Raw genomic sequence first — 17866 nt, 5'->3', positions numbered from 1 at the left:
GACCGATATGACCGACACCACCCTGCGCCCGCGCCGCTCCGTCCTCTACATGCCCGGCGCCAACGAGCGTGCCCTGGAGAAGGCCAAGACGATCGCCGCCGATGCGCTCATCCTCGACCTGGAGGACTCCGTCTCCCCCGATGCCAAGGAGCAGGGCCGCGAGAACGTCTGCGCGGCCGTCCGCTCGGGCGAGTACGGACACCGTGAGCTGGCCATCCGGGTCAACTCGATCGGCACGCAATGGCACGACGACGACATCCGCGCCGCCGCGACGGCGGGACCGGACGCGATCCTCGTACCGAAGGTCGAGTCCGCCGAGCAGGTCCGTTCGCTCGTGGCGGCGCTCGACGAGGCCGGGGCTCCGGCCTCCACCCAGCTGTGGGCGATGATCGAGACACCGGTCGCGCTGCTCCACGCCGAGGAGATCGCCGCCGCGCACGAGCGCCTGACGGTCATCGTCATGGGCACCAATGACATCGTCAACGAGACCTTCGGTCTGCACGTCCCCGGGCGTAACCCGCTCGTGCTCACAGCGCTCTCGTGGACCCTGCTTGCCGTCCGCGCGGCCGGCAAGGTCATCATCGACGGCGTCTACAACAACGTCAAGGACGCCGAGGGCTTCGACGCCGAGGCCCGGCAGGGCCGTGAGATGGGCTTCGACGGCAAGACCCTCATCCACCCGAGCCAGGTCGAGCCGGCCAATCTGGCCTTCTCCCCCTCCGAGGAGGACGTCACCCGCGCCGCCGAGATGATCGAGACCTTCAACGAGGCCAAGGCCGCGGGCAAGGGTGTCGTCACCTACAACGGCAAGATGGTCGAGGAGCTGCACATCCGCGACGCACAGCGCATCCTCGCATTCCACGAGGCTCTCAGCGCCCGCTGAGCCCCACCCTCACGGTCAGGTGTCGGCCTTGAGGGCCTGGCGGAGGGAGACACGGGCGCCGGTGCGCAAAATGGCGCCGGAGTAGATGCGCCCGGCCAGCCAGATCAGCAGCGGGATCAGCACCACCGAGAGTCCGATCGAGAGCAGCACCTCCGGCATCGTGGCCGTGCCGAGGGCGATGCGGATCGGCATGATGAACGGCGAGCAGAACGGGATATACGACAAAGTCTCGACGAGCGTGCTCTCCGGGTCCCACGGAGCGATCGAGACACCGATGATGTAGGGCACCATCATGATGCCGATGACCGGCGAGATCACCGATCCCACGTCCTCCTGACGCGACACGAGCGCGGCCAGGCTCGCCAGGACCAGCGCGTACATCACGAAGCCGACCAGGAACCACACCAGCACCCAGAGAGCGACGGTTCCCACGGCCAGCGAACTCGTGTCGAGCAGCTCGAAACCCCACGCGGTGCCCACCGCCGCCGCGGCGATGATGCCCACCTCGAGGACGCCGACGACGATATTGCCGAGCACCTTGCCGGCCATCAGCTGCCACGGACGCATCGTCGCGAGCAGCAGCTCCACGACCCGGCTCGCCTTCTCCTCCACGACCCCCTGCGCCACACGCTGACCACCGCCCATCAGGGCGATGAAGATGAGGATGCCGGACACGAATCCGGCGATGATCTGGGCCGGATCCCGCTCCTCGCCGCCGTCGAGCGACGTCACCTGAGGTTCGGCTCCGGCGACCTGTTGGGCTACTGCGGCGGGGTCGCCGCCGAGGTCGCTGATCTGCTCACCAAGCGCCTCCTGCTGCACCACGGTCGTGATGACGGTCCGCAGAGTGCCGTCGAGCTCGTCCTCGACCACCACCTCGACATTCGGGAGGGGACCGTCGACGAGCGCGTCGAGGTCACCGTCGGACACCTGCTTCTCGCCCTGCTCGCGATCCACCTCGCTCACCGTGATGTCCGTGCCGAGACCGTCGCCCACGGCCTCGATCGTCAGCGCGAGGGGCGTGACCTCGCTGGTGACGCCCACAGTCTGCTCGTTCTGTCCATCGGGCGCGAAGAAGTGGAAGAAGGCGCCGCCACCGACGATCGCCACGATGAAGAGGCCCGAGGTGAGGACGAAGACCTTGGAGTAGATGCGGGTGCGGATCTCACGGCTCGCGACGAGCGCGATCATCGACCAGGCTGACTGCTTCATCGGGTCCCCTCCCCTTCCCCGGGGTCCTCGGAGCTGACGACATGGCGATACAGGTCGGTCAACGACGGACGCGAGAGGCTGAACTCGCGAACCGGACCGAGCCTCAGGGCAGCCTGCAGCACCGGCTGCTCATCCCCGTCGGCCTCGACCTCGACGACCGTGCGGGTGCCCTCCCGCGACACGATCCGTGCTCGCCGCACCTCGCCGAGCCAGTCGTCACCGGGTGGTCCGTCGATGATCCACCGAGGTTTGTCGGTGCGGCGCAGCTCGTCGAGCGTGCCGACGGCCACCATGCGGCCGTTCTTGATGATGCCGACCCGGTCGCACAGGCGCTCCACGAGGTCGAGCTGATGCGAGGAGAACAGCACCGGCGCTCCGCGCTCGGACTCCTCGGCCAGAACGTGGCTCATGACCTCCACCGCGACCGGGTCGAGTCCCGAGAAGGGCTCATCGAGCACGAGGAGATCCGGCGAGTGGGTGAGTGCCGCGGCGAGCTGCACGCGCTGCTGATTGCCGAGGGAGAGCTTCTGGACCTCGTCGTCGACCCGCTCTGCGACACCGAGTCGCTCGGTCCACCGGGCCATGGCCTCCTTCGCGTCCGCACCGCTGAGTCCGTAGAGCCGGGCGAGATAGGTGAGCTGGTCGCCGACTTTCATCTTCGGGTACAGGCCGCGCTCCTCGGGCATGTACCCGATCCGACGACGCACCGCTGCGTCGACCGGCTGTCCGTCCCAGCGCACCTCGCCGTCATCGGCGGTCAGGACGCCCAGGATGATGCGCATGGTGGTGGTCTTGCCCGATCCATTGGAGCCGACGAAGCCGAAGACCTCCCCCGCGGCGACCGAGAACGTGGTGCCGGTCAGAGCCTGCACAGTGCCATAGGACTTGGACAGAGCATCGACGTCGAGTCTGGGCATGGCTGACAGGCTACCGTCAACGCGGACCCTCAGCCGGGCAGGGAATGTGAGCCGTCCTTGAGACGTACACCGGATGCACCGAGCGTGCGGGCACCGTCCACCAGGGCAGCCAGGGTGCGAGCCGCGGCGCGGTACCCGAGGCCCTCAGGGGGATGGATGTTCGAGACACAGTTGCGGTCGCTGTCGCGACGACCGGGACGTGGACGGTGCGTCAGATAGGCCCCCAGGCTGTCATCGACCGACAGCCCCGGCCGCTCGCCGACGAGCACGAGCACCGCCGTCACCCCGAGATGGTGACCGATCGCATCACCGATCGCGACGCGCGCTTGACGTGCGATCACGACCGGCGCGATGGCGAGCCGGCTGTCGAACACCTCGTTGAGAGCCTCGATCATGGGCACCGCGTGTGCTGCCACCGCCGTGGTCGACAGTCCGTCCGCCACCACGATGCCGATGTCGGCTCCCGACCCGGCGGGAATATGGGCCAGCGTGCGCGGCTCTCGCCCCAGATCCGGACGCCGAAGGAACTCGGCGCGGTCCGACACCCTGCTGTCCACGACGCCCCCCTACCTCGTTTCCCAGCGAGGCGATCCGCTCAGCCAGGCTCTCGCTCTCCAGTGGCAGGTGGACGGCGTCGCGAGCCGCCGCGTGCGCGGCCCGAAAGCGCAGCACCTCATCGATCCTGACCGTCTCACCGACCCGCGGCTGCCCGATGCGCGCCTGGGTGACCGTCCGCACGTGGTCCCAGGTGCTCACGCGCTCGCCCCAAGCCCGCGCAACACCGAGTGATCGATATCCCGCGGCTGGACCCGGCCTTCGGCGTCAGCCATGCCCTGCTGGATCAGCCACCGCTCGAACTCGGGAGCGGGCCGCAGCCCTAGCGCCCGACGTGCGTAGAGGACGTCGTGGAAGGACAGACTCTGATAGCCCAGCATGACGTCATCGGCCCCAGGGACCGCGATCACGAAAGCGGCTCCTGCGACCCCCAGGAGCGTCAGCAGCGCGTCCATGTCGTCCTGATCGGCCTCGGCGTGATTGGTGTAGCAGACGTCGACGCCCATGGGCAGTCCCATGAGCTTGGCGCAGAAGTGGTCCTCCAGACCGGCGCGCATGATCTGCTTCCCGTCGTAGAGGTACTCCGGTCCGATGAACCCGACCACCGTGTTGACCAGGAACGGGTCGAAGGCGCGAGCCACGGCATAGGCACGTGTCTCCAGCGTCTGTTGATCGATGGGCACACCGCCGATGCCCCGATGGGCGTCGGCGCTGAGGGCCGATCCCTGGCCGGTCTCGAAGTACATCACCTGATCGCCGATGGTCCCCCGGCCGAGCGACCGGCCGGCCTCCATCCCCTCCTGGAGGACCGCCAGGTCGACTCCGAATCCCTCGTTCGCCGCCTGGCTTCCGGCGATGGACTGGAAGACGAGGTCAACCGGCGCTCCCTTCTCGCACAGCTCGATCGTGGTCGTCACATGGCTGAGGACGCAAGACTGGGTGGGGATCTCGTAGCGTGTACGGATCTCATCGACCAGACGCAGCAGCTCCCCGGTCGCGTGGACCGAGTCGGAGGCCGGATTGATGCCGATGACCGCGTCGCCGGCGCCGAGCAGGAGTCCATCGAGGATCGCGGCGCTGACCCCGCGTGGATCATCGGTGGGATGATTGGGTTGCAGCCGCGTCGCCAGCCGGCCCGGCTGCCCGACGGTGGTGCGGAAACGGCTGGTGACCTCGCAGGCGCGGGCCACGGCGATCAGGTCCTGATTGCGCATCAGCTTGCTGACCGCCGCGACCATCTCGGCCGTCAGTCCCGGTCCGAGCTCCCTCAACCGCGTGGCAGCATCGGAACGCGTCACACAGTCCAGCAGCCAGTCCCGCAGTCCGCCGACCGTGAAGGTGCTGATCTCGGCGAAGGCAGCAGCATCGTGCGAGTCGAGGATCAGCCGCGACACCTCATCGACATCGGGATCGATGAGGTGCTCGGTCAGGAAGGTGGCCAGCGGGAGATCGGCCAGGATCCACTGTGCCGCGACTCGCTCGGCATCGGTGTGCGCGGCGCACCCGGCGAGCACGTCGCCCGAGCGCAGCGGGGTGGCCTTGGCCATCACCTCCGCCAACCCGTCGAACTCGTAGGTGCGATCGGCGAGGATCTGGCGATATCGAGACATGGCCCACCAGCCTAGGGCCGGCGCTTTACGGTCAGGTAAAGCGCCGGCCCCCGCCGGACATGAGGTGGCTCACCTCAGCGCATCAACCGCGCGCGGTAGATCTGTTCATACACCGACCGTTGGACGGCCCGACTGCGGCGCACCGCCTCGATGACGATCTCTCGATCCAGCTCCCGCTCGACGAGGTCGCGCTCACGGCGACGACGTTCCCGGAACTTCATCGCATTCACCTCCCCTCGGGCCTCGTGGCGAGCGGCCGGGGTGGCCGGTGTCGCCGGAGTCGAGAGGGAGTCGAAAAGGTCGGAATCGATCGTTGCGGGCATCTGGTCGGTGTCGTTCAGGGTGATCATGTGCGCGCCTCCTTTCTGCGTAAACGGGTGGGATGACAAAGAGAAAGCCTCTCCGGCTCGGGCCGGAGAGGCTGTGATGACGTGTGCTCAGCGAAGGCTGATCACGTGCGATGACAGACGGGACTCTCGGCGCGGTGAACCGTGACGAAGCTGCGGCTACGGGCCGCCGTGTTCGTGAAGAACGTCGCCATGGGGTTCACCTCCGTCGAGTCATCTGTACGTCCGCACCGTGCGGACTCCGGAACACTATCGGATGTCGCACGACGATGTCGAACACCCTCACCGGAATGTCGACGCGACCAGCACGCCGATGCCCACGAGAACCATGAGCTGGATCCCCGAGGCCACCGTCCTGGTGGCACTGACACCCGGCTGGACCGCCGGGAGCCGGGACCAGCGGTGGGCCGCGAGCGCCAGCCCCGCGGCCGTGCCGGTGACGGCGACGACCCAGATCCATTGCGTGAGGTGATTCCAGGGGACGAGGGCCCGCGTCACGATGACCACCATGACAGCCTCCACGGCCACCACGGCGAGCCGCATCCGCGAGGGGGCGTGCGGCGCGCCGAGACCCGCCCTGATCAGGGACACCACCTCGATAGTCAGCCAGAGGCTCAGGGCCACGACGATGACGGTGCTCATTGGCCGGCCTCTTTCAGGAGGGCCAGGCCGATCGCGTCGAGATCGGCGGACGTGGCACCGGCGACATAGGCGGCGGTGCCACGTTCGCGATCGAAGCCGATCCAGCTGCGGAAGCCGCCGGTACCGCCGTTGTGCCAGGTGATGGCCCGTCCGTCGATCTCCTCGGTGATCCACGCCGCGCCGATGCGCTGACCGTCCGTGAAGTCGGCGGCCGGGTCGAGCGCCGTCATGCCCGGTGCCTGTCCCCTGAGGATCGCGGTCGCCAACCGCGCCATGTCCGCAGCGCTCGCCCGGATCCCGCCGGCGGGCGCCGAGCCGGGATCGGCCCACGCCTCCTGCGCTCGTCCCGCGGCGTCGCGACCCTGCATGGCGTGCGGTCCCAGCTCATCGGCCGATGAAGGCACGGTGAGCGACTCGAGGCCGAGGGGCTCGGCGATGCGGTCGCGCACCAGCTCGGGGTAGGTCGTGTCCGCCGCCGCGGCGAGAGCGTGGCCGAGCACCGCGAAGCCGAGATTCGAGTAGAGCGGCTCCTTCTCCCCGAGCTCGACCTCGGCGAGCGCGGCGATCGTCTCCTCGACACTGTCCCGGTAGGGATTGCGGGCGAGCAGTGAGGAGATCGCGGCACGCACGAACATGCTCGCCCCACCGCCCAGCCGCGGGAGACCCGAGCGCTGCTGGGCCAGCTCTTCGAGGGTGATGTCCGCGGCCGGGACGTCGCCGATATCGAGCAGCTCGCCGATACGGGCATCTGGGCGGGTCTCCCCGCGCTCCACCATGTCCGCATAGATCATCCCGGTGATGCCCTTGGTGATCGATCCGATCTCGAAGGTGGCATCCAGCGGCGCGCCGACGGTCGCCGTCCGCCCGCCATCGGGTCCGACGACGGCGACCGACAGAGCATGAACACCTGTCGCCGGGAGCCGCTCGGCGGCATTGCGCGCCAAGGTCTCGTCCCCGTGCGCGGGGCTGCCCGCTCCGATCGACCCCGCCCCGGGACGCAGCCACGCCCCGAGGACCAGACCGGCGGCAGCGGCAGTGATGACCGTGACGACGACGCTTCGTCTCATATCGTGACCCCCATGGCGACGAGGACGGGCACGACGCGCTCGGGTGGCACCGTGACGTGGCCGCGCGCCGCCTGACGCAGCCATCCGGCGGCACTGAGTGCCTTGATGTGGTGGTAGACCTGCCCGGTCGAGGCGAGCTCGAGGTGCTCGGCCAGGTCGGTGACCTTGGTAGTCCCCCGGATGACCGCCACAAGCAGCGCCAGACGCACCGGGTGTCCGAGCGCGGCGAGCCGGTCGGCCGCGATATCGAGGTCGTCGGCGTGCAGCAGCTCATCGGCCATCCGGCCCATCTGCCAGTCGACGGGCCCCTCAGCCGTCCGTACGGTGCCGGCCCAGAGCACGATGCCCTCCGTACCCTCGGCGGCCGGCCGCAGCCCGTCGAGCACCCAGAGATCGCCGCTCGACGGCGACGGGGAGGTCGACCGCGCCGCCTCCAGCTCGGTCAGCCGCCGTTCGACGGCAGCCAGGCGTTCCTCGATCGTCATTAATCCAGAATGACGGAATTACGTAATTTCTACAACTTTGCGATCAATCGACGTCGAGGCGTTTGTCCAGCTCCGCCCGGCTCGCCCCGCTGGCGAGCATCAGATCGGCCGAGAGGGAGCGGATCTGCGCTACCACCGAGGCGGTGTTGACCGTGATGATCTCCGGCAGCGAGGCCATCGCGATCCGGGTCGCCTCGACCAGCTCTTCGCGGGCGTTCTCGAAATCGGCGTCCTGGGAGAGATCATCCGAGAAGGTGCCCACCGCCACCACGAGCCGGTCGACGGCCTCGTCGAGGCCCGGGGGCGCGGTCTCGTGATGACGCAGCATCGCCGCAACCCGCCGCGCGAGCACGCGGGCGTCGCGCATCGCATTGTCGAGATCGGTGACCGAGGAGACATAACGCGCCACATCGCTGCGCTGCCGCCAGCGCATCGGCGACATGCGCGCGATCTCGGCGACATTCGAGGCGGTCTCCGAGACGGAATCGATGAGCCCCTGCGTGGCCCGTGCCTCCTCCAGGGCGAGATCGGCCAGCGAGGGATCATCGGTCCGCAGGGCCTGGGCGATGCGGCTGAGGACGCCACCGAGACGGCGGAGCAGCTTCTGCACGTCGCCGTCGATATCGCGCACCGGATTGCGCGGGAGAAGCAGCACGACCGCCAACCCGAAGAGGCCGCCGACGAGCGAGTCGAGGAAGCGGGTCAGGGCGGGATCGGTCGCCCCCGGCAGGGGCACCACCGCCGCCAGCAGGACCCCCGAGTTGATGGCCTGGGTCATGGCCATGCCCTTGATGCCGACCAGCGTCGAGACGATGACCATCAACGCCGCGACCAGGGTGATCTGCCAGGCCCCTCGCCCGATGCCGAGGATCAGGAGCTCCCCGACGAGCACGCCCACCGCGACGCCCAGGACGATCTCGAAGGCGACACGCGCCCGGAGACCGGGACCGGCCATGATCGCCAGCACCGCCGCGATCGGCGCGAAAAAGGCCTGCTGGTGCCCCAACACATGCGTGGCGAAGCCGAAGGCTCCGCCGGTGGCCACGCCGATGCGCAGGATCATGCGCCACTGGTGCCTCAGCGATCGGACCCGGTCGGCGAAGGTCGTCTGCGGACGGGGCATCCGCAGGCGCCGGAACGGCACCTCTCTCACAGGTAGAGTCCAGTCTGCCCCTCATCGAGCCGCTCGGCCGCGACGGCGTGCAGGTCCCGCTCGCGCAACAGCACGAAACTCTCCCCGCGCAGCTCGACCTCGCCCCGATCCTCCGGATCGAAGAGGACGCGATCACCGACCTCGACGGCCCGCACCTGGGAGCCGGCGGCCTCGACACGGGCCCAGGCGAGCCGGCGACCCATCGCGGCCGTGGCAGGGATGACGATACCGCCGGACGAGCGCCTGTCACCGGCCTCGTTGTCGAGCGCCACGAGCAGCCGGTCGTGCAGCATCCGGATGGGGAGCTTGGCCTCGGACATCGTCAGCTCAGCAGTCGACGGACCACGACGATGCCGCCGACGACCGCCACCGTGATCGCCACGACCGGCACGACATTCTCGACGCGCACCGATCCATCCGGCGCAACGAAGCGGGCCTTCACCTTGGCGAGCTGGCGGCGTGCCACATTCTTCGGATTGGACCGATCGATGAGCTCATCGATGGTGCCGGCGAGTCGGATCCGGATGTCCTCGATCTCGTCGACGAGCTGGTCGGGGCTGGCCTCGGACACGTCATGCCTCTCGTTCGGTCCATCAGTCATGAGTCAGGATAGTGCCCATGAGTACCCGCCTGCAGCCCGGTGACGCCGCACCCGATTTCACCCTCCCGTCCGATACCGGCGAGGAGGTGACGCTCTCATCGCTGCGGGGTCGGCGCGTGATCGTGTACTTCTACCCCGCCGCCATGACGCCGGGCTGCACCAAGCAGGCATGCGACTTCAGCGATTCCATCGAGCGGCTGCGCTCGGAGGGATTCGAGGTGCTGGGCATCTCCCCGGACAAGCCCGAGAAGCTGGCGAAGTTCCGTGAGCGCGACGGCCTGACGATCACCCTTCTCTCGGACCCGGACAAGACGGTGCTCACCGAGTACGGGGCCTTCGGCGAGAAGAAACTGTACGGCAAGGTCGTCGAGGGCGTCATCCGCTCGACCTTCGTCATCGACCCCGAGGGCACGATCGAGCTCGCCCAGTACAACGTCAAGGCCACCGGCCACGTCGCCAAGCTGCGCCGCGACCTCGGCCTGGACTGAATCTCTCGCCCGCAGCACACGCTCAGCGAGCGACCATCGTCTCGCGATCGTCGCAGCGATCTACGGGGATTTCGCGCGGCTCCCCTTGTGCCGGTACGTCGCCTCAGACCCAGATGGGTGACGGTGCCACCAGTCCCTGGTGGCACCTCGCCTATTCTTGGGTTCGGGCCGGTGTGGTGGAACTGGTAGACACGCAGGATTTAGGTTCCTGTGTCTTCGGACGTGCAGGTTCGAGTCCTGTCACCGGCACCCGATTGCAGCGGTAGTCCATCAACGTCATCGCCTGCGATGACGTTGATGACGTATCGCCGGTCCCGAGCTACCGCGGCTACTCGATCGAGACGACGATGTTGCTCCGTAGAACAAGCGCCACACCGGCGATGTCGACGTCGTTGCGCATATTCATCCCTGGAGTCGTTCGCGAGCCTCGCGTAGCGCCTGGCGCTCGGCCTTGCGGGCGGCGCGAAGCGCCTTCTCCGCCTGGAGCACGGCGCGCTGGGCCTCCCGATAACGCTGGTCGCCAGCCACTTCGACGTCATCGAGTATCACCCCACCTGCCTTCTCTTCATGCGATGCACCGGCGTCGAGACCGGCGATATAGTGCTCCACACCGTCGAAGATCCGCTCGATCCCGAAGAGGAACGGATCACTGACACTCACGAACACCCCCGCATCGATCGCGCGGCGCAGCGCCGGAAACTCATCGGCCACGATCACCAGGTCATACAGGGCACTTTCTCGTTCGGAGATCTCCTCCGCCGATGCGCCGCCCTCTCGGGCCGCCTCACTGTAGCCGGCGAGCACCGTGCCGTACCAGCGCGCATGACCAGACACCAGTAGCGACACGGCGATGCGCTCCTCCTGACTCAGCGGTGTCCCGGCGAGCGATTCGAGCAGGGCATCCAACCACGCCGAGCTATTCGGCGTGATCGGCGAGCCGGAGATCGGCAGCGACAGAATCCACGGATGGCGCAAGTAGATCTCCACCTGCGCCCCGAAGAGCACACCCAGCCGCGCCCGCCAACCCCCCTCGGCGCGAAATTCCTCCGGCGGCAAGCCCGTGGCCTCCTCCTGCATCAACAGCAGCAGATCGTCTTTGGCGCTGACATACCGATAGAGCGACATCGGCGTGAAACCCAGCCGAGAGGCCACCGCCGACATCGACACCGCCCCGATTCCCTCGACATCGGCCAACTCCACCGCGGTCTCCACGATCCGTTCGACGCTCATCTCGCGTTTGGGCCCCCGTTGGGGGGCCGCAGCGATCCCCCAGGCCAGCGCGATTCCACGGGGAAGCTCGGGTAGCTGTTCATCTGGCATATTCCCCATCGTAGGCCATTTGTATAAGCCATAAACAATTTGTTACTGTCGTAAACAGTTTTATGCATACACAGAAGGAGCCGCCGTGACCACAACTGCCTCCGACGACATCATCACGCTGCGATCGATCGGCAAAAACTCCGGTCAACACACAGTGCTCGACGCGCTCGACCTGACCGTGCGACGAGGCGAGGTCTTCGCGCTGCTCGGGCCCAATGGCTCGGGCAAGACCACCACGATCAACGTGCTCACCACCTTGATCCGCCCGGACCGCGGTGAGGCCACGATCGCCGGCTACGACGTGGTCGCCGAGCCGGACGAGATCAAGCGACGGATCAGTCTCACCGGGCAAGCGGCCGCGGTCGATGAGGCACTGTCGGCGACCGAGAACCTGGTGATGTTCGGCCGGCTCGCCGGACTGGGACGTCGCGGCGCCGCCAGCCGCGCCACGGAGCTCCTGGCGCGTTTCGACCTGACCGAGGCGGCCGGACGCCGGGTCCGCACCTTCTCCGGCGGGATGCGCCGTCGCCTCGACCTCGCACTCAGTTTCGTCCTCGTCCCCGAGGTGCTGTTCCTCGACGAACCGACCACCGGCCTGGACACCCGCAGCCGTCGCGGGCTATGGGAGGTCATCCGGACCCTGGTGGAGGCCGGGACGACGGTCTTTCTGACCACCCAGTATCTGGAGGAAGCCGATCAGCTCGCCGATCGCATCGCCGTGCTTCATCAGGGCCGCATCGTCGGCCTCGGCACGGCGGACGAGCTCAAAGCCCAGGTCGGCGGTGACAGCGTGCGGCTGCACGATGCCGACGGCACGCTGCTGCGGGAGGTCCCCACCGACGGCACGATCTCCGACCTGCGCGCGGCACTAGATCAGCTCGACGAATCCGGCGCCGCCGGGACGGTATCGCTCCACCAGCCCACCCTCGACGATGTCTTCCTTGCCCTCACCCAGACCACTGGACCAGACCTTCAGGAGCAGCGATGACTACCACGATCCAGCCACGCCCCCGGCTGAGCGGGCTCACCGCCGAGAGCGTCTTCATCAGCCGCAGCCTGCGCCATTCGCTACGCGACGGCGAATCCCTGCTGATGGCGATCCTGTTGCCGATCTTCATGATGTTGGCGTTCACTTGGGTGTTCGGCGGCGCGATCGACGGCACCGGCGCCTATGTCGATTTCGTGGTACCGGCCATCATCCTCACCTGTGCCGGATTCGGCGCCTCGTCAGCGGCCGTGCAGGTCGCCGGTGACATGCAGACCGGCATCATCGATCGGTTCCGGACGATGCCGCTGCGCACCGGTGCGGTGTTGACCGGCCACGTGATCGCGAGCCTGATCCGCAATCTGGTCGCCACCGCGGTGGTGATCGCGGTGGCTCTGCTGGTCGGGTTCCGGCCTACCGCCAGTCTGCCCGCATGGCTGCTGATGACCGGCCTCATCACCCTGTACATCCTCGCGCTCACCTACCTGTTCGCCGCGATCGGGCTGGCGGCCTCCAGCCCCGAGGCCGCCAATGGCTACGGCTTCTTGCTGCTGTTCCTGCCTTATCTGTCGAGCGGTTTCGTTCCGGTGGAGACCATGCCCGCCTGGCTGCAGCCGATAGCCGAACACCAGCCGCTGACTCCGATCATCGACACCATCCGCGGTCTACTGACCGGGACCCCGCTGGACGACCAGCCCTGGTGGGCCATCGCCTGGTGCGTGGTCGCCCTGGCGATCGCGGTCGCCTGGGGCAGCTGGCTGTTCCGACGCAAGGCCGGGCGGCGCTGAGGCGTAGGCTGCCGGGGTGTTCCGCATCCTGTTCTTCGAGCCGCGTATCGCCGGCAACACCGGTAACGCGATCCGCCTCGCGGCGGCCACGGGCTCCGAGCTGCATCTGGTCGATCCGCTCTTCGATCTCGAGGACACCAAGCTCAAGCGCGCCGGGCTGGACTATCACGACCTGGCGGTGGTGACGGTGCACCAGACCCTCGACGCCGCCCTCGATCAGCTCCTCCCTGCCAGGCTCTTCGCATTCACCACCCAGGCCACGACGCGGTACACCGACATCTCCTACGTGCCCGGCGACATCCTGATGTTCGGGCCCGAGCCGACGGGTCTGCCCGCCGAGGTGCTCGACGACGCCCGGGTCACCGACCAGCTGCGCCTGCCGATGCTGGCATCGCGTCGGTCGATGAATCTCGCCAACTGCGCATCGATCGCGGTGTATGAGGCCTGGCGCCAGCACGATTTCGCCGACGGCATCTGATCTCCCGACTTTTGCCGGGTTCTGGCCCTCCTGCGGCGCCAGAAAGGGCCAGAACCCGGCAGAACTTGCACCGGGCGGCCCGCTAGATTGGTGGACATGACGACTCCCGAGCATCCCGGCGCGTTCGGCTACGGCCTCGCCACCGTGACCCCCGACGGCACTGTCCTCGATGTCTGGTACCCGGAGCCGCAGCTCGGTGCGGCTCCGGACGCGCTGAGCGAGCCAGAGGAACTCACGCGCGCCACGGGCGACGACGAGATCCGTCAGGTCACCCGCGCCGTGGTCTTCACCCAGATCGATGATCTACAGGCTCCGCCCCAGGACGCCTACGACGTCTACCTGCGACTCCACCTGCTCTCGCACCGCCTCGTGCGTCCGCACGGCCAGAACCTCGACGGCATCTTCGGTCTGCTCGCCAATGTCGTCTGGACCACTGTCGGTCCGTGCGCCGTCGACGGCTTCGAGCTCACCCGCGCTCGTGCGCGCGCGGCCGGACACCATGTCAGCGTCACCAGCATCGACAAGTTCCCGCGCATGACCGACTACGTCGTACCCACCGGTGTGCGCATCGGCGATGCCGACCGCGTCCGCCTCGGGGCACACCTCGCCGAGGGCACCACGGTCATGCACGAGGGCTTCGTGAACTTCAATGCCGGAACCCTCGGCACCGCCATGGTGGAGGGTCGCATCTCGGCCGGCGTCGTCGTCGGCAATGGCTCGGATGTCGGTGGCGGCGCGTCCATCATGGGCACGCTCTCCGGCGGCGGCAAGGAGACCATCAGCGTCGGCGAGGGCTGCCTGCTGGGCGCCAACTCCGGTATCGGCATCTCCCTCGGCGATGACTGCGTCGTGGCCGCCGGCACCTATGTGACGGCCGGCAGCAAGGTGACACTGCCCGACGGATCGGTGGTCAAGGGGGCCGAGCTGTCCGGCTCGAACGGCATCCTCTTCCTCGTCGACAGCCGCACCGGTGTCCTCGAGGCCCGTCCCCGCGAAGGACGGACCTCCGTCGAGCTGAACTCAGCCCTCCACGCCAACTGACCCCACCCAGCGAAACACGTTGAGTGTGGGGGCACCTCCCACGAGCGCAGCGAGTAGGGGGAACGTTTGGACGGTGAAAACCTCGTTTCAGCCGTCCAAACGTCACACTCAACGGGAACGTCAGCCGATGTCGCGGCGCAAGGTGATGAGGCGGGAGCCGACCGCGAAGACCGCGATGTAGATCCCCAGCACGAGGGCACCGGCCCAGCGCGGCAGCATGTCGCCCTCGCCCATCGCGCCGAAGAAGCTCGTACCGAGTACCGCATCGGCCGCCGCGCCCGGCAGATAGGCGCCGATGCCCTCGAGCCAGTCGACAGCGCTCGCCACGACACGGGCGATCGGCTCGATGAACTGCGTGAAGCCGATGATGACGATGATCGCCGCCACCTGATTGGTCAGCAGCCCGCCGATCGAGACTCCCAGGACCGTCCAGATCGCCATCACGACGACCGACCAGCCCAACAACTCCCACACGGCGCCGGATCCCAGATAGGCGCCATCCCCGAGCAGGGACAGGATCGGCGCAGCGCCCGCGACGGTGCCGAGGGTGGCCAGCAGGCCGATCGCGAGACCGAAGATCGCCGCCACGATGAGCTTGGCGGCGACGAGCAGAGTACGGCGCGGCTCGACGAGCAGCGTCGGCGTGATCGTCTTATGGCGGAACTCATTGGTGAACAACAGGCTGCCGATGATCAGCGGGAACACATAGCCGAGCGGGCTAGTGACCGAGTAGGCCATCTTCGCGGCGTCGACGCCGAGGGGCAGCACCGTGCCGGACTCGGCCGCGTCGGCCAGGTCCTGCTGCGACATGGAGCTGGCCTGGGCGAAGCTGAACGCCATGACCAGGCCGATGAAGGCCAGGTAGGCGAACATGCCCAGCGCGAGGATCCACCACATGCGCGTAGAGAGGAACTTGCGGAACTCACTGCGAATAGCGGCGGTCATGCTGTCACCTCTTGCGTCGGCTCTCCGGTGAGTCTCAAGAAGACCTCCTCCAGGCCGACACCTACGTCGGCCAGACGATGCAGCTCGATGCCGTCAGCGAAGGCCGCGGCCCCGATCGTGGCCTCGTCGACACCGTGAATGCGCAGCGCACCCTGGGTATCCTCGATATTCCACTGCCGGCGCTGCGCGAGGTCGCGCAACCGATCGGGCGTGGGCGTGACGATCTCGGTCGTGGTCTCGGTGAGATCGCGCAGACCGGCGAGCGAGGACTCGTGCACGAGACGTCCCTTGGCCACGATGACGACATCGTCCACCGTGCTCTGCACCTCGCTCAGCACGTGGCTGGACACCAACACCGTCTTGCCCTCGTCGGCGAAGGCCCGCAGCAGCTGGCGCAGCCACACGATCCCCTGCGGGTCGAGGCCGTTCGCGGGCTCGTCGAGGATCACGACCGAAGGGTCGCCGAGCATCGCGTACGCCAGCGCGAGGCGCTGGCGCATGCCCATCGAGTAGCCGCCGACTCGTCGCTTCTTCGCCTCGGCGAGGCCGACCAGTTCGAGCAGCTCATGGCAGCGGGAGTCCGGCACGCCGACCTGCGGTGCGTATATGCGCAGGTGATCCAGGCCGGACCGGCCGGGATGGAAGGACGACGCCTCCAGGGTTGCGCCCACGGTCTGCGCGGGGTGACGCAACTCGGTATAGCTCTGGTCGCCGATGAGCGCGCGACCCGAGGTGGGCCGCATCAAGCCCAGCAGCATCCGAAGGGTCGTGGTCTTGCCGGCACCGTTCGGGCCGAGGAAGCCGGTCACGGCACCCGGACGGACCGCAAAGGAGAGGTCATCGACCGCCTTCACCTGCCCGAAGTGCTTGCTGAGTCGATCTACGGTCACGGCGGCGGGCGCGGCCATGGGCGTCCTTTCGGTCGTCGTCCAGGGGCGGTCTCGACCCTATCGTCCAGAACGGCGACCAGCACAGCCGGGCGGGACGCGCTAGCCGAGCACCTCCGCGACGTCAACGACGCCACGATCGTCGATGGCATCGACCAGCGTCGCCAGATCCCCGTCGCTCAGGGCCACGCCGGCCTCTTCCATGCCGTCGCGGAGCTCCTTCGCTGTATCGCGGTCGGGTGCCGTCTCCTGGTACGCGCCGACCCTTTCGACCACGGCCTGGGCTGCCTTCAGATGCTCGTCACTGAGATGTGCCATGTCTCCACCGTAGGCACGGTCTCGGTGTCGCGCAGTGCGGCATCAGGCGAGACGTTCGGCGGCGGCGGCGACCCGCTCGTCGGTCGCGGTGAAGGCGACCCGCACGTGCTGAGCGCCCGCGGGCCCGTAGAAGTCCCCGGGCGCGACGAGGATGCCGCGCTGGGCGAGCCACCCGACGGTGCTGCGACACGACTCGCCACGAGTCGCCCACAGGTACAGCGAGCCCTCCGAATGGGAGATCTCGAAACCGGCGCCCTCCAACGCCGCACGCAGGATCCGGCGGCGCGCGGCATAACGCGCACGCTGCTCGTCGACGTGCGTGTCGTCGCCGAGGGCCGCCTCCATCGCCACAGCCACCGGTCGCGGCAGCATGAAGCCCAGATGCTTGCGCAGCGTCAGCAGCTCGGCGATGATCCCGCGGTCTCCCACGACGAAGGCGTCGCGATAACCCGCCAGATTCGAGCGCTTGGACAGCGAGTGCACCGCGAGGATGCCGTCGAGCGAACCCCCGTTGATCTCCGGGTGCAGGATCGAGGCCGGCTCGCCCTCCCAGACGAATTCCAGATAGCACTCGTCGCTGACCAGCAGCGTGCCACGCTCCCGGCACCACTCGACGACCTTGCGCAGATGCTCGGTGCCGAGCACCTGTCCGTGCGGATTAGCCGGGGAGTTGAGGTACAGCAGCTGCGGCGCCGCCGGCCCGAACGCGACGGTGCTGTCCGCGGCGACCGGCGTACACCCGGCGTAGCGCGCTCCCACCTCATAGGTCGGATACGCGAGGGTCGGGAACGCCACCGTGTCACCGGGACCGAAGCCCAGCTGCAGCGGCAGATTGCCGATGAACTCCTTGGAGCCGACCGTCGGCAGGATCGCATCGGGCGTCACCCCGGTGATCGCGAACCGACGTTCCAGCCAGCCCGCGGCCGCCTGACGCAGGGACTCCGGACCGAGGACAGTGGGGTACCCCGGCGAGTTCGAGGCCGAACACAGCGCGTCCTGGGCGAGCCGGGGCGCGTCATCGACCGGTGTGCCGACCGAGAGATCGACGATCCCACCCGGATGCGCCGCGGCAGCCGCCTTGGCATCGACGATCGTGTCCCAGGGGAAGTCCGGGAAGCGCGAGGAGACCGGTGCGGGCACCCCG

The 17866-nt window shown here is 68.0% G+C and carries 22 protein-coding genes, 1 tRNA gene and 1 pseudogene; 7 read left to right on the top strand and 17 right to left on the bottom strand.

The annotated features are described in order from the left end of the window. Positions 1 to 7: 7 nt before the first annotated feature. A complete protein-coding gene (locus tag BHE97_RS00930) occupies positions 8 to 883 on the top strand; it encodes a CoA ester lyase (RefSeq protein WP_087622133.1) in 876 nt (291 codons plus the stop codon). Positions 884 to 898: 15 nt separating this feature from the next. Here the strand turns inward: BHE97_RS00930 and BHE97_RS00925 are convergent, their stop codons facing one another. From BHE97_RS00925 to BHE97_RS00875, 12 genes and pseudogenes are all read right to left on the bottom strand, one after another. Beyond that, positions 899 to 2095 carry an ABC transporter permease gene (locus BHE97_RS00925; protein WP_087622132.1) on the bottom strand — a complete coding sequence of 399 codons (1197 nt, stop codon included), beginning with the start codon at positions 2093 to 2095 and terminating at the stop codon, positions 899 to 901. Further along, positions 2092 to 3012, bottom strand: coding sequence for an ATP-binding cassette domain-containing protein (locus tag BHE97_RS00920; protein WP_087622131.1), 921 nt, complete (start codon positions 3010 to 3012; stop codon positions 2092 to 2094). The genes BHE97_RS00925 and BHE97_RS00920 overlap by 4 nt, the downstream gene beginning before the upstream one ends. A gap of 29 nt (positions 3013 to 3041) precedes the next feature. Continuing rightward, positions 3042 to 3569, bottom strand: a complete 528-nt coding sequence (locus BHE97_RS00915; protein WP_272896886.1) for an ethanolamine ammonia-lyase light chain EutC — start codon at positions 3567 to 3569, stop codon at positions 3042 to 3044. 73 nt (positions 3570 to 3642) lie between these two features. Continuing rightward, positions 3643 to 3750: pseudogene (locus tag BHE97_RS20930) on the bottom strand (ethanolamine ammonia-lyase light chain EutC); the annotation flags it as partial. A gap of 14 nt (positions 3751 to 3764) precedes the next feature. Then, the gene (locus tag BHE97_RS00910) at positions 3765 to 5177 is read right to left on the bottom strand and encodes an ethanolamine ammonia-lyase subunit EutB (RefSeq protein WP_087622130.1); all 1413 of its coding nucleotides are present in this window, start codon (positions 5175 to 5177) and stop codon (positions 3765 to 3767) included. A gap of 74 nt (positions 5178 to 5251) precedes the next feature. Continuing rightward, entirely contained in the window at positions 5252 to 5527 is a 276-nt protein-coding gene (locus BHE97_RS00905) for a hypothetical protein (RefSeq protein ID WP_060747593.1), read from the bottom strand. A 279-nt stretch (positions 5528 to 5806) separates the two neighbouring features. After that, on the bottom strand, positions 5807 to 6166 hold the full coding sequence (locus BHE97_RS00900) for a hypothetical protein (protein WP_087622129.1): 360 nt from the start codon (positions 6164 to 6166) through the stop codon (positions 5807 to 5809). Beyond that, entirely contained in the window at positions 6163 to 7233 is a 1071-nt protein-coding gene (locus tag BHE97_RS00895) for a serine hydrolase domain-containing protein (protein ID WP_087622128.1), read from the bottom strand. Before BHE97_RS00895 ends, BHE97_RS00900 begins: the two co-directional genes overlap by 4 nt. Continuing rightward, on the bottom strand, positions 7230 to 7718 hold the full coding sequence (locus BHE97_RS00890; RefSeq protein WP_087622127.1) for an ArsR family transcriptional regulator: 489 nt from the start codon (positions 7716 to 7718) through the stop codon (positions 7230 to 7232). Before BHE97_RS00890 ends, BHE97_RS00895 begins: the two co-directional genes overlap by 4 nt. A 43-nt stretch (positions 7719 to 7761) precedes the next feature. Continuing rightward, positions 7762 to 8871, bottom strand: a complete 1110-nt coding sequence (locus tag BHE97_RS00885) for an FUSC family protein (RefSeq protein WP_140399923.1) — start codon at positions 8869 to 8871, stop codon at positions 7762 to 7764. Continuing rightward, positions 8868 to 9191, bottom strand: coding sequence for a co-chaperone GroES (locus BHE97_RS00880; protein ID WP_087622125.1), 324 nt, complete (start codon positions 9189 to 9191; stop codon positions 8868 to 8870). The genes BHE97_RS00885 and BHE97_RS00880 overlap by 4 nt, the downstream gene beginning before the upstream one ends. Positions 9192 to 9193: 2 nt before the next feature. Then, on the bottom strand, positions 9194 to 9472 hold the full coding sequence (locus BHE97_RS00875; protein ID WP_087622124.1) for a DUF3618 domain-containing protein: 279 nt from the start codon (positions 9470 to 9472) through the stop codon (positions 9194 to 9196). A 17-nt stretch (positions 9473 to 9489) separates the two neighbouring features. Here BHE97_RS00875 and bcp point away from each other — a divergent pair, with 17 nt between their 5' ends. Beyond that, entirely contained in the window at positions 9490 to 9960 is a 471-nt protein-coding gene (gene bcp, locus BHE97_RS00870; RefSeq protein WP_087622123.1) for a thioredoxin-dependent thiol peroxidase, read from the top strand. A 167-nt stretch (positions 9961 to 10127) separates the two neighbouring features. Then, positions 10128 to 10209 (top strand) — tRNA-Leu (locus BHE97_RS00865). A gap of 153 nt (positions 10210 to 10362) precedes the next feature. On the opposite strand, the gene BHE97_RS00860 is transcribed toward BHE97_RS00865, so the two are convergent. Further along, the gene (locus BHE97_RS00860) at positions 10363 to 11280 is read right to left on the bottom strand and encodes a TetR/AcrR family transcriptional regulator (protein ID WP_087622122.1); all 918 of its coding nucleotides are present in this window, start codon (positions 11278 to 11280) and stop codon (positions 10363 to 10365) included. Positions 11281 to 11365: 85 nt separating this feature from the next. On the opposite strand from BHE97_RS00860, the gene BHE97_RS00855 reads away from it, so the two are divergent. From BHE97_RS00855 to dapD, 4 genes are all read left to right on the top strand, one after another. After that, positions 11366 to 12268 carry an ATP-binding cassette domain-containing protein gene (locus BHE97_RS00855; protein ID WP_236757464.1) on the top strand — a complete coding sequence of 301 codons (903 nt, stop codon included), beginning with the start codon at positions 11366 to 11368 and terminating at the stop codon, positions 12266 to 12268. Beyond that, positions 12265 to 13053 (top strand): ABC transporter permease, encoded by a 789-nt coding sequence (locus tag BHE97_RS00850; protein WP_087622121.1) that lies wholly within the window; start codon positions 12265 to 12267, stop codon positions 13051 to 13053. Before BHE97_RS00855 ends, BHE97_RS00850 begins: the two co-directional genes overlap by 4 nt. Before the next feature lie 16 nt (positions 13054 to 13069). After that, positions 13070 to 13531, top strand: a complete 462-nt coding sequence (locus BHE97_RS00845; protein WP_087622120.1) for a tRNA (cytidine(34)-2'-O)-methyltransferase — start codon at positions 13070 to 13072, stop codon at positions 13529 to 13531. Between the two features lie 96 nt (positions 13532 to 13627). After that, the gene (gene dapD / locus BHE97_RS00840; RefSeq protein WP_087622119.1) at positions 13628 to 14572 is read left to right on the top strand and encodes a 2,3,4,5-tetrahydropyridine-2,6-dicarboxylate N-succinyltransferase; all 945 of its coding nucleotides are present in this window, start codon (positions 13628 to 13630) and stop codon (positions 14570 to 14572) included. 120 nt (positions 14573 to 14692) lie between these two features. Here the strand turns inward: dapD and BHE97_RS00835 are convergent, their stop codons facing one another. The 4 genes from BHE97_RS00835 to dapC form a co-directional block, all read right to left on the bottom strand. Then, positions 14693 to 15517: an ABC transporter permease gene (locus tag BHE97_RS00835; RefSeq protein WP_087622118.1), complete on the bottom strand. Its 825-nt coding sequence runs from the start codon at positions 15515 to 15517 to the stop codon at positions 14693 to 14695. Then, complete coding sequence (locus BHE97_RS00830; RefSeq protein WP_087622117.1) at positions 15514 to 16425, bottom strand: ABC transporter ATP-binding protein; 912 nt, start codon at positions 16423 to 16425, stop codon at positions 15514 to 15516. The genes BHE97_RS00835 and BHE97_RS00830 overlap by 4 nt, the downstream gene beginning before the upstream one ends. 81 nt (positions 16426 to 16506) lie before the next feature. After that, positions 16507 to 16722 carry a hypothetical protein gene (locus BHE97_RS00825; RefSeq protein ID WP_087622116.1) on the bottom strand — a complete coding sequence of 72 codons (216 nt, stop codon included), beginning with the start codon at positions 16720 to 16722 and terminating at the stop codon, positions 16507 to 16509. Between the two features lie 42 nt (positions 16723 to 16764). Further along, a complete protein-coding gene (gene dapC, locus BHE97_RS00820) occupies positions 16765 to 17862 on the bottom strand; it encodes a succinyldiaminopimelate transaminase (protein WP_236757463.1) in 1098 nt (365 codons plus the stop codon). Positions 17863 to 17866 lie beyond the last annotated feature (4 nt).

Source organism: Aeromicrobium sp. PE09-221 (genome assembly GCF_002174305.1).
Taxonomy (GTDB): Bacteria; Actinomycetota; Actinomycetes; order Propionibacteriales; family Nocardioidaceae; genus Aeromicrobium.
The sequence above is the reverse complement of the archived record's forward strand: the minus strand, read 5'-3'. Positions and strand labels throughout refer to the sequence as shown.

Excerpts from the sequence above, each read along its gene's own strand:
- BHE97_RS00930 (WP_087622133.1), top strand. The coding sequence starts at position 8 with ATGACCGACACCACCCTGCGCCCGCGCCGCTCCGTCCTCTACATGCCC.
- BHE97_RS00925 (WP_087622132.1), bottom strand. The coding sequence starts at position 2,095 with ATGAAGCAGTCAGCCTGGTCGATGATCGCGCTCGTCGCGAGCCGTGAG.
- BHE97_RS00920 (WP_087622131.1), bottom strand. The coding sequence starts at position 3,012 with ATGCCCAGACTCGACGTCGATGCTCTGTCCAAGTCCTATGGCACTGTG.
- BHE97_RS00910 (WP_087622130.1), bottom strand. The coding sequence starts at position 5,177 with ATGTCTCGATATCGCCAGATCCTCGCCGATCGCACCTACGAGTTCGAC.
- BHE97_RS00905 (WP_060747593.1), bottom strand. The coding sequence starts at position 5,527 with ATGATCACCCTGAACGACACCGACCAGATGCCCGCAACGATCGATTCC.
- BHE97_RS00900 (WP_087622129.1), bottom strand. The coding sequence starts at position 6,166 with ATGAGCACCGTCATCGTCGTGGCCCTGAGCCTCTGGCTGACTATCGAG.
- BHE97_RS00895 (WP_087622128.1), bottom strand. The coding sequence starts at position 7,233 with ATGAGACGAAGCGTCGTCGTCACGGTCATCACTGCCGCTGCCGCCGGT.
- BHE97_RS00890 (WP_087622127.1), bottom strand. The coding sequence starts at position 7,718 with ATGACGATCGAGGAACGCCTGGCTGCCGTCGAACGGCGGCTGACCGAG.
- BHE97_RS00880 (WP_087622125.1), bottom strand. The coding sequence starts at position 9,191 with ATGTCCGAGGCCAAGCTCCCCATCCGGATGCTGCACGACCGGCTGCTC.
- BHE97_RS00875 (WP_087622124.1), bottom strand. The coding sequence starts at position 9,472 with ATGACTGATGGACCGAACGAGAGGCATGACGTGTCCGAGGCCAGCCCC.
- bcp (WP_087622123.1), top strand. The coding sequence starts at position 9,490 with ATGAGTACCCGCCTGCAGCCCGGTGACGCCGCACCCGATTTCACCCTC.
- BHE97_RS00860 (WP_087622122.1), bottom strand. The coding sequence starts at position 11,280 with ATGCCAGATGAACAGCTACCCGAGCTTCCCCGTGGAATCGCGCTGGCC.
- BHE97_RS00850 (WP_087622121.1), top strand. The coding sequence starts at position 12,265 with ATGACTACCACGATCCAGCCACGCCCCCGGCTGAGCGGGCTCACCGCC.
- dapD (WP_087622119.1), top strand. The coding sequence starts at position 13,628 with ATGACGACTCCCGAGCATCCCGGCGCGTTCGGCTACGGCCTCGCCACC.
- BHE97_RS00835 (WP_087622118.1), bottom strand. The coding sequence starts at position 15,517 with ATGACCGCCGCTATTCGCAGTGAGTTCCGCAAGTTCCTCTCTACGCGC.
- BHE97_RS00830 (WP_087622117.1), bottom strand. The coding sequence starts at position 16,425 with ATGGCCGCGCCCGCCGCCGTGACCGTAGATCGACTCAGCAAGCACTTC.
- BHE97_RS00825 (WP_087622116.1), bottom strand. The coding sequence starts at position 16,722 with ATGGCACATCTCAGTGACGAGCATCTGAAGGCAGCCCAGGCCGTGGTC.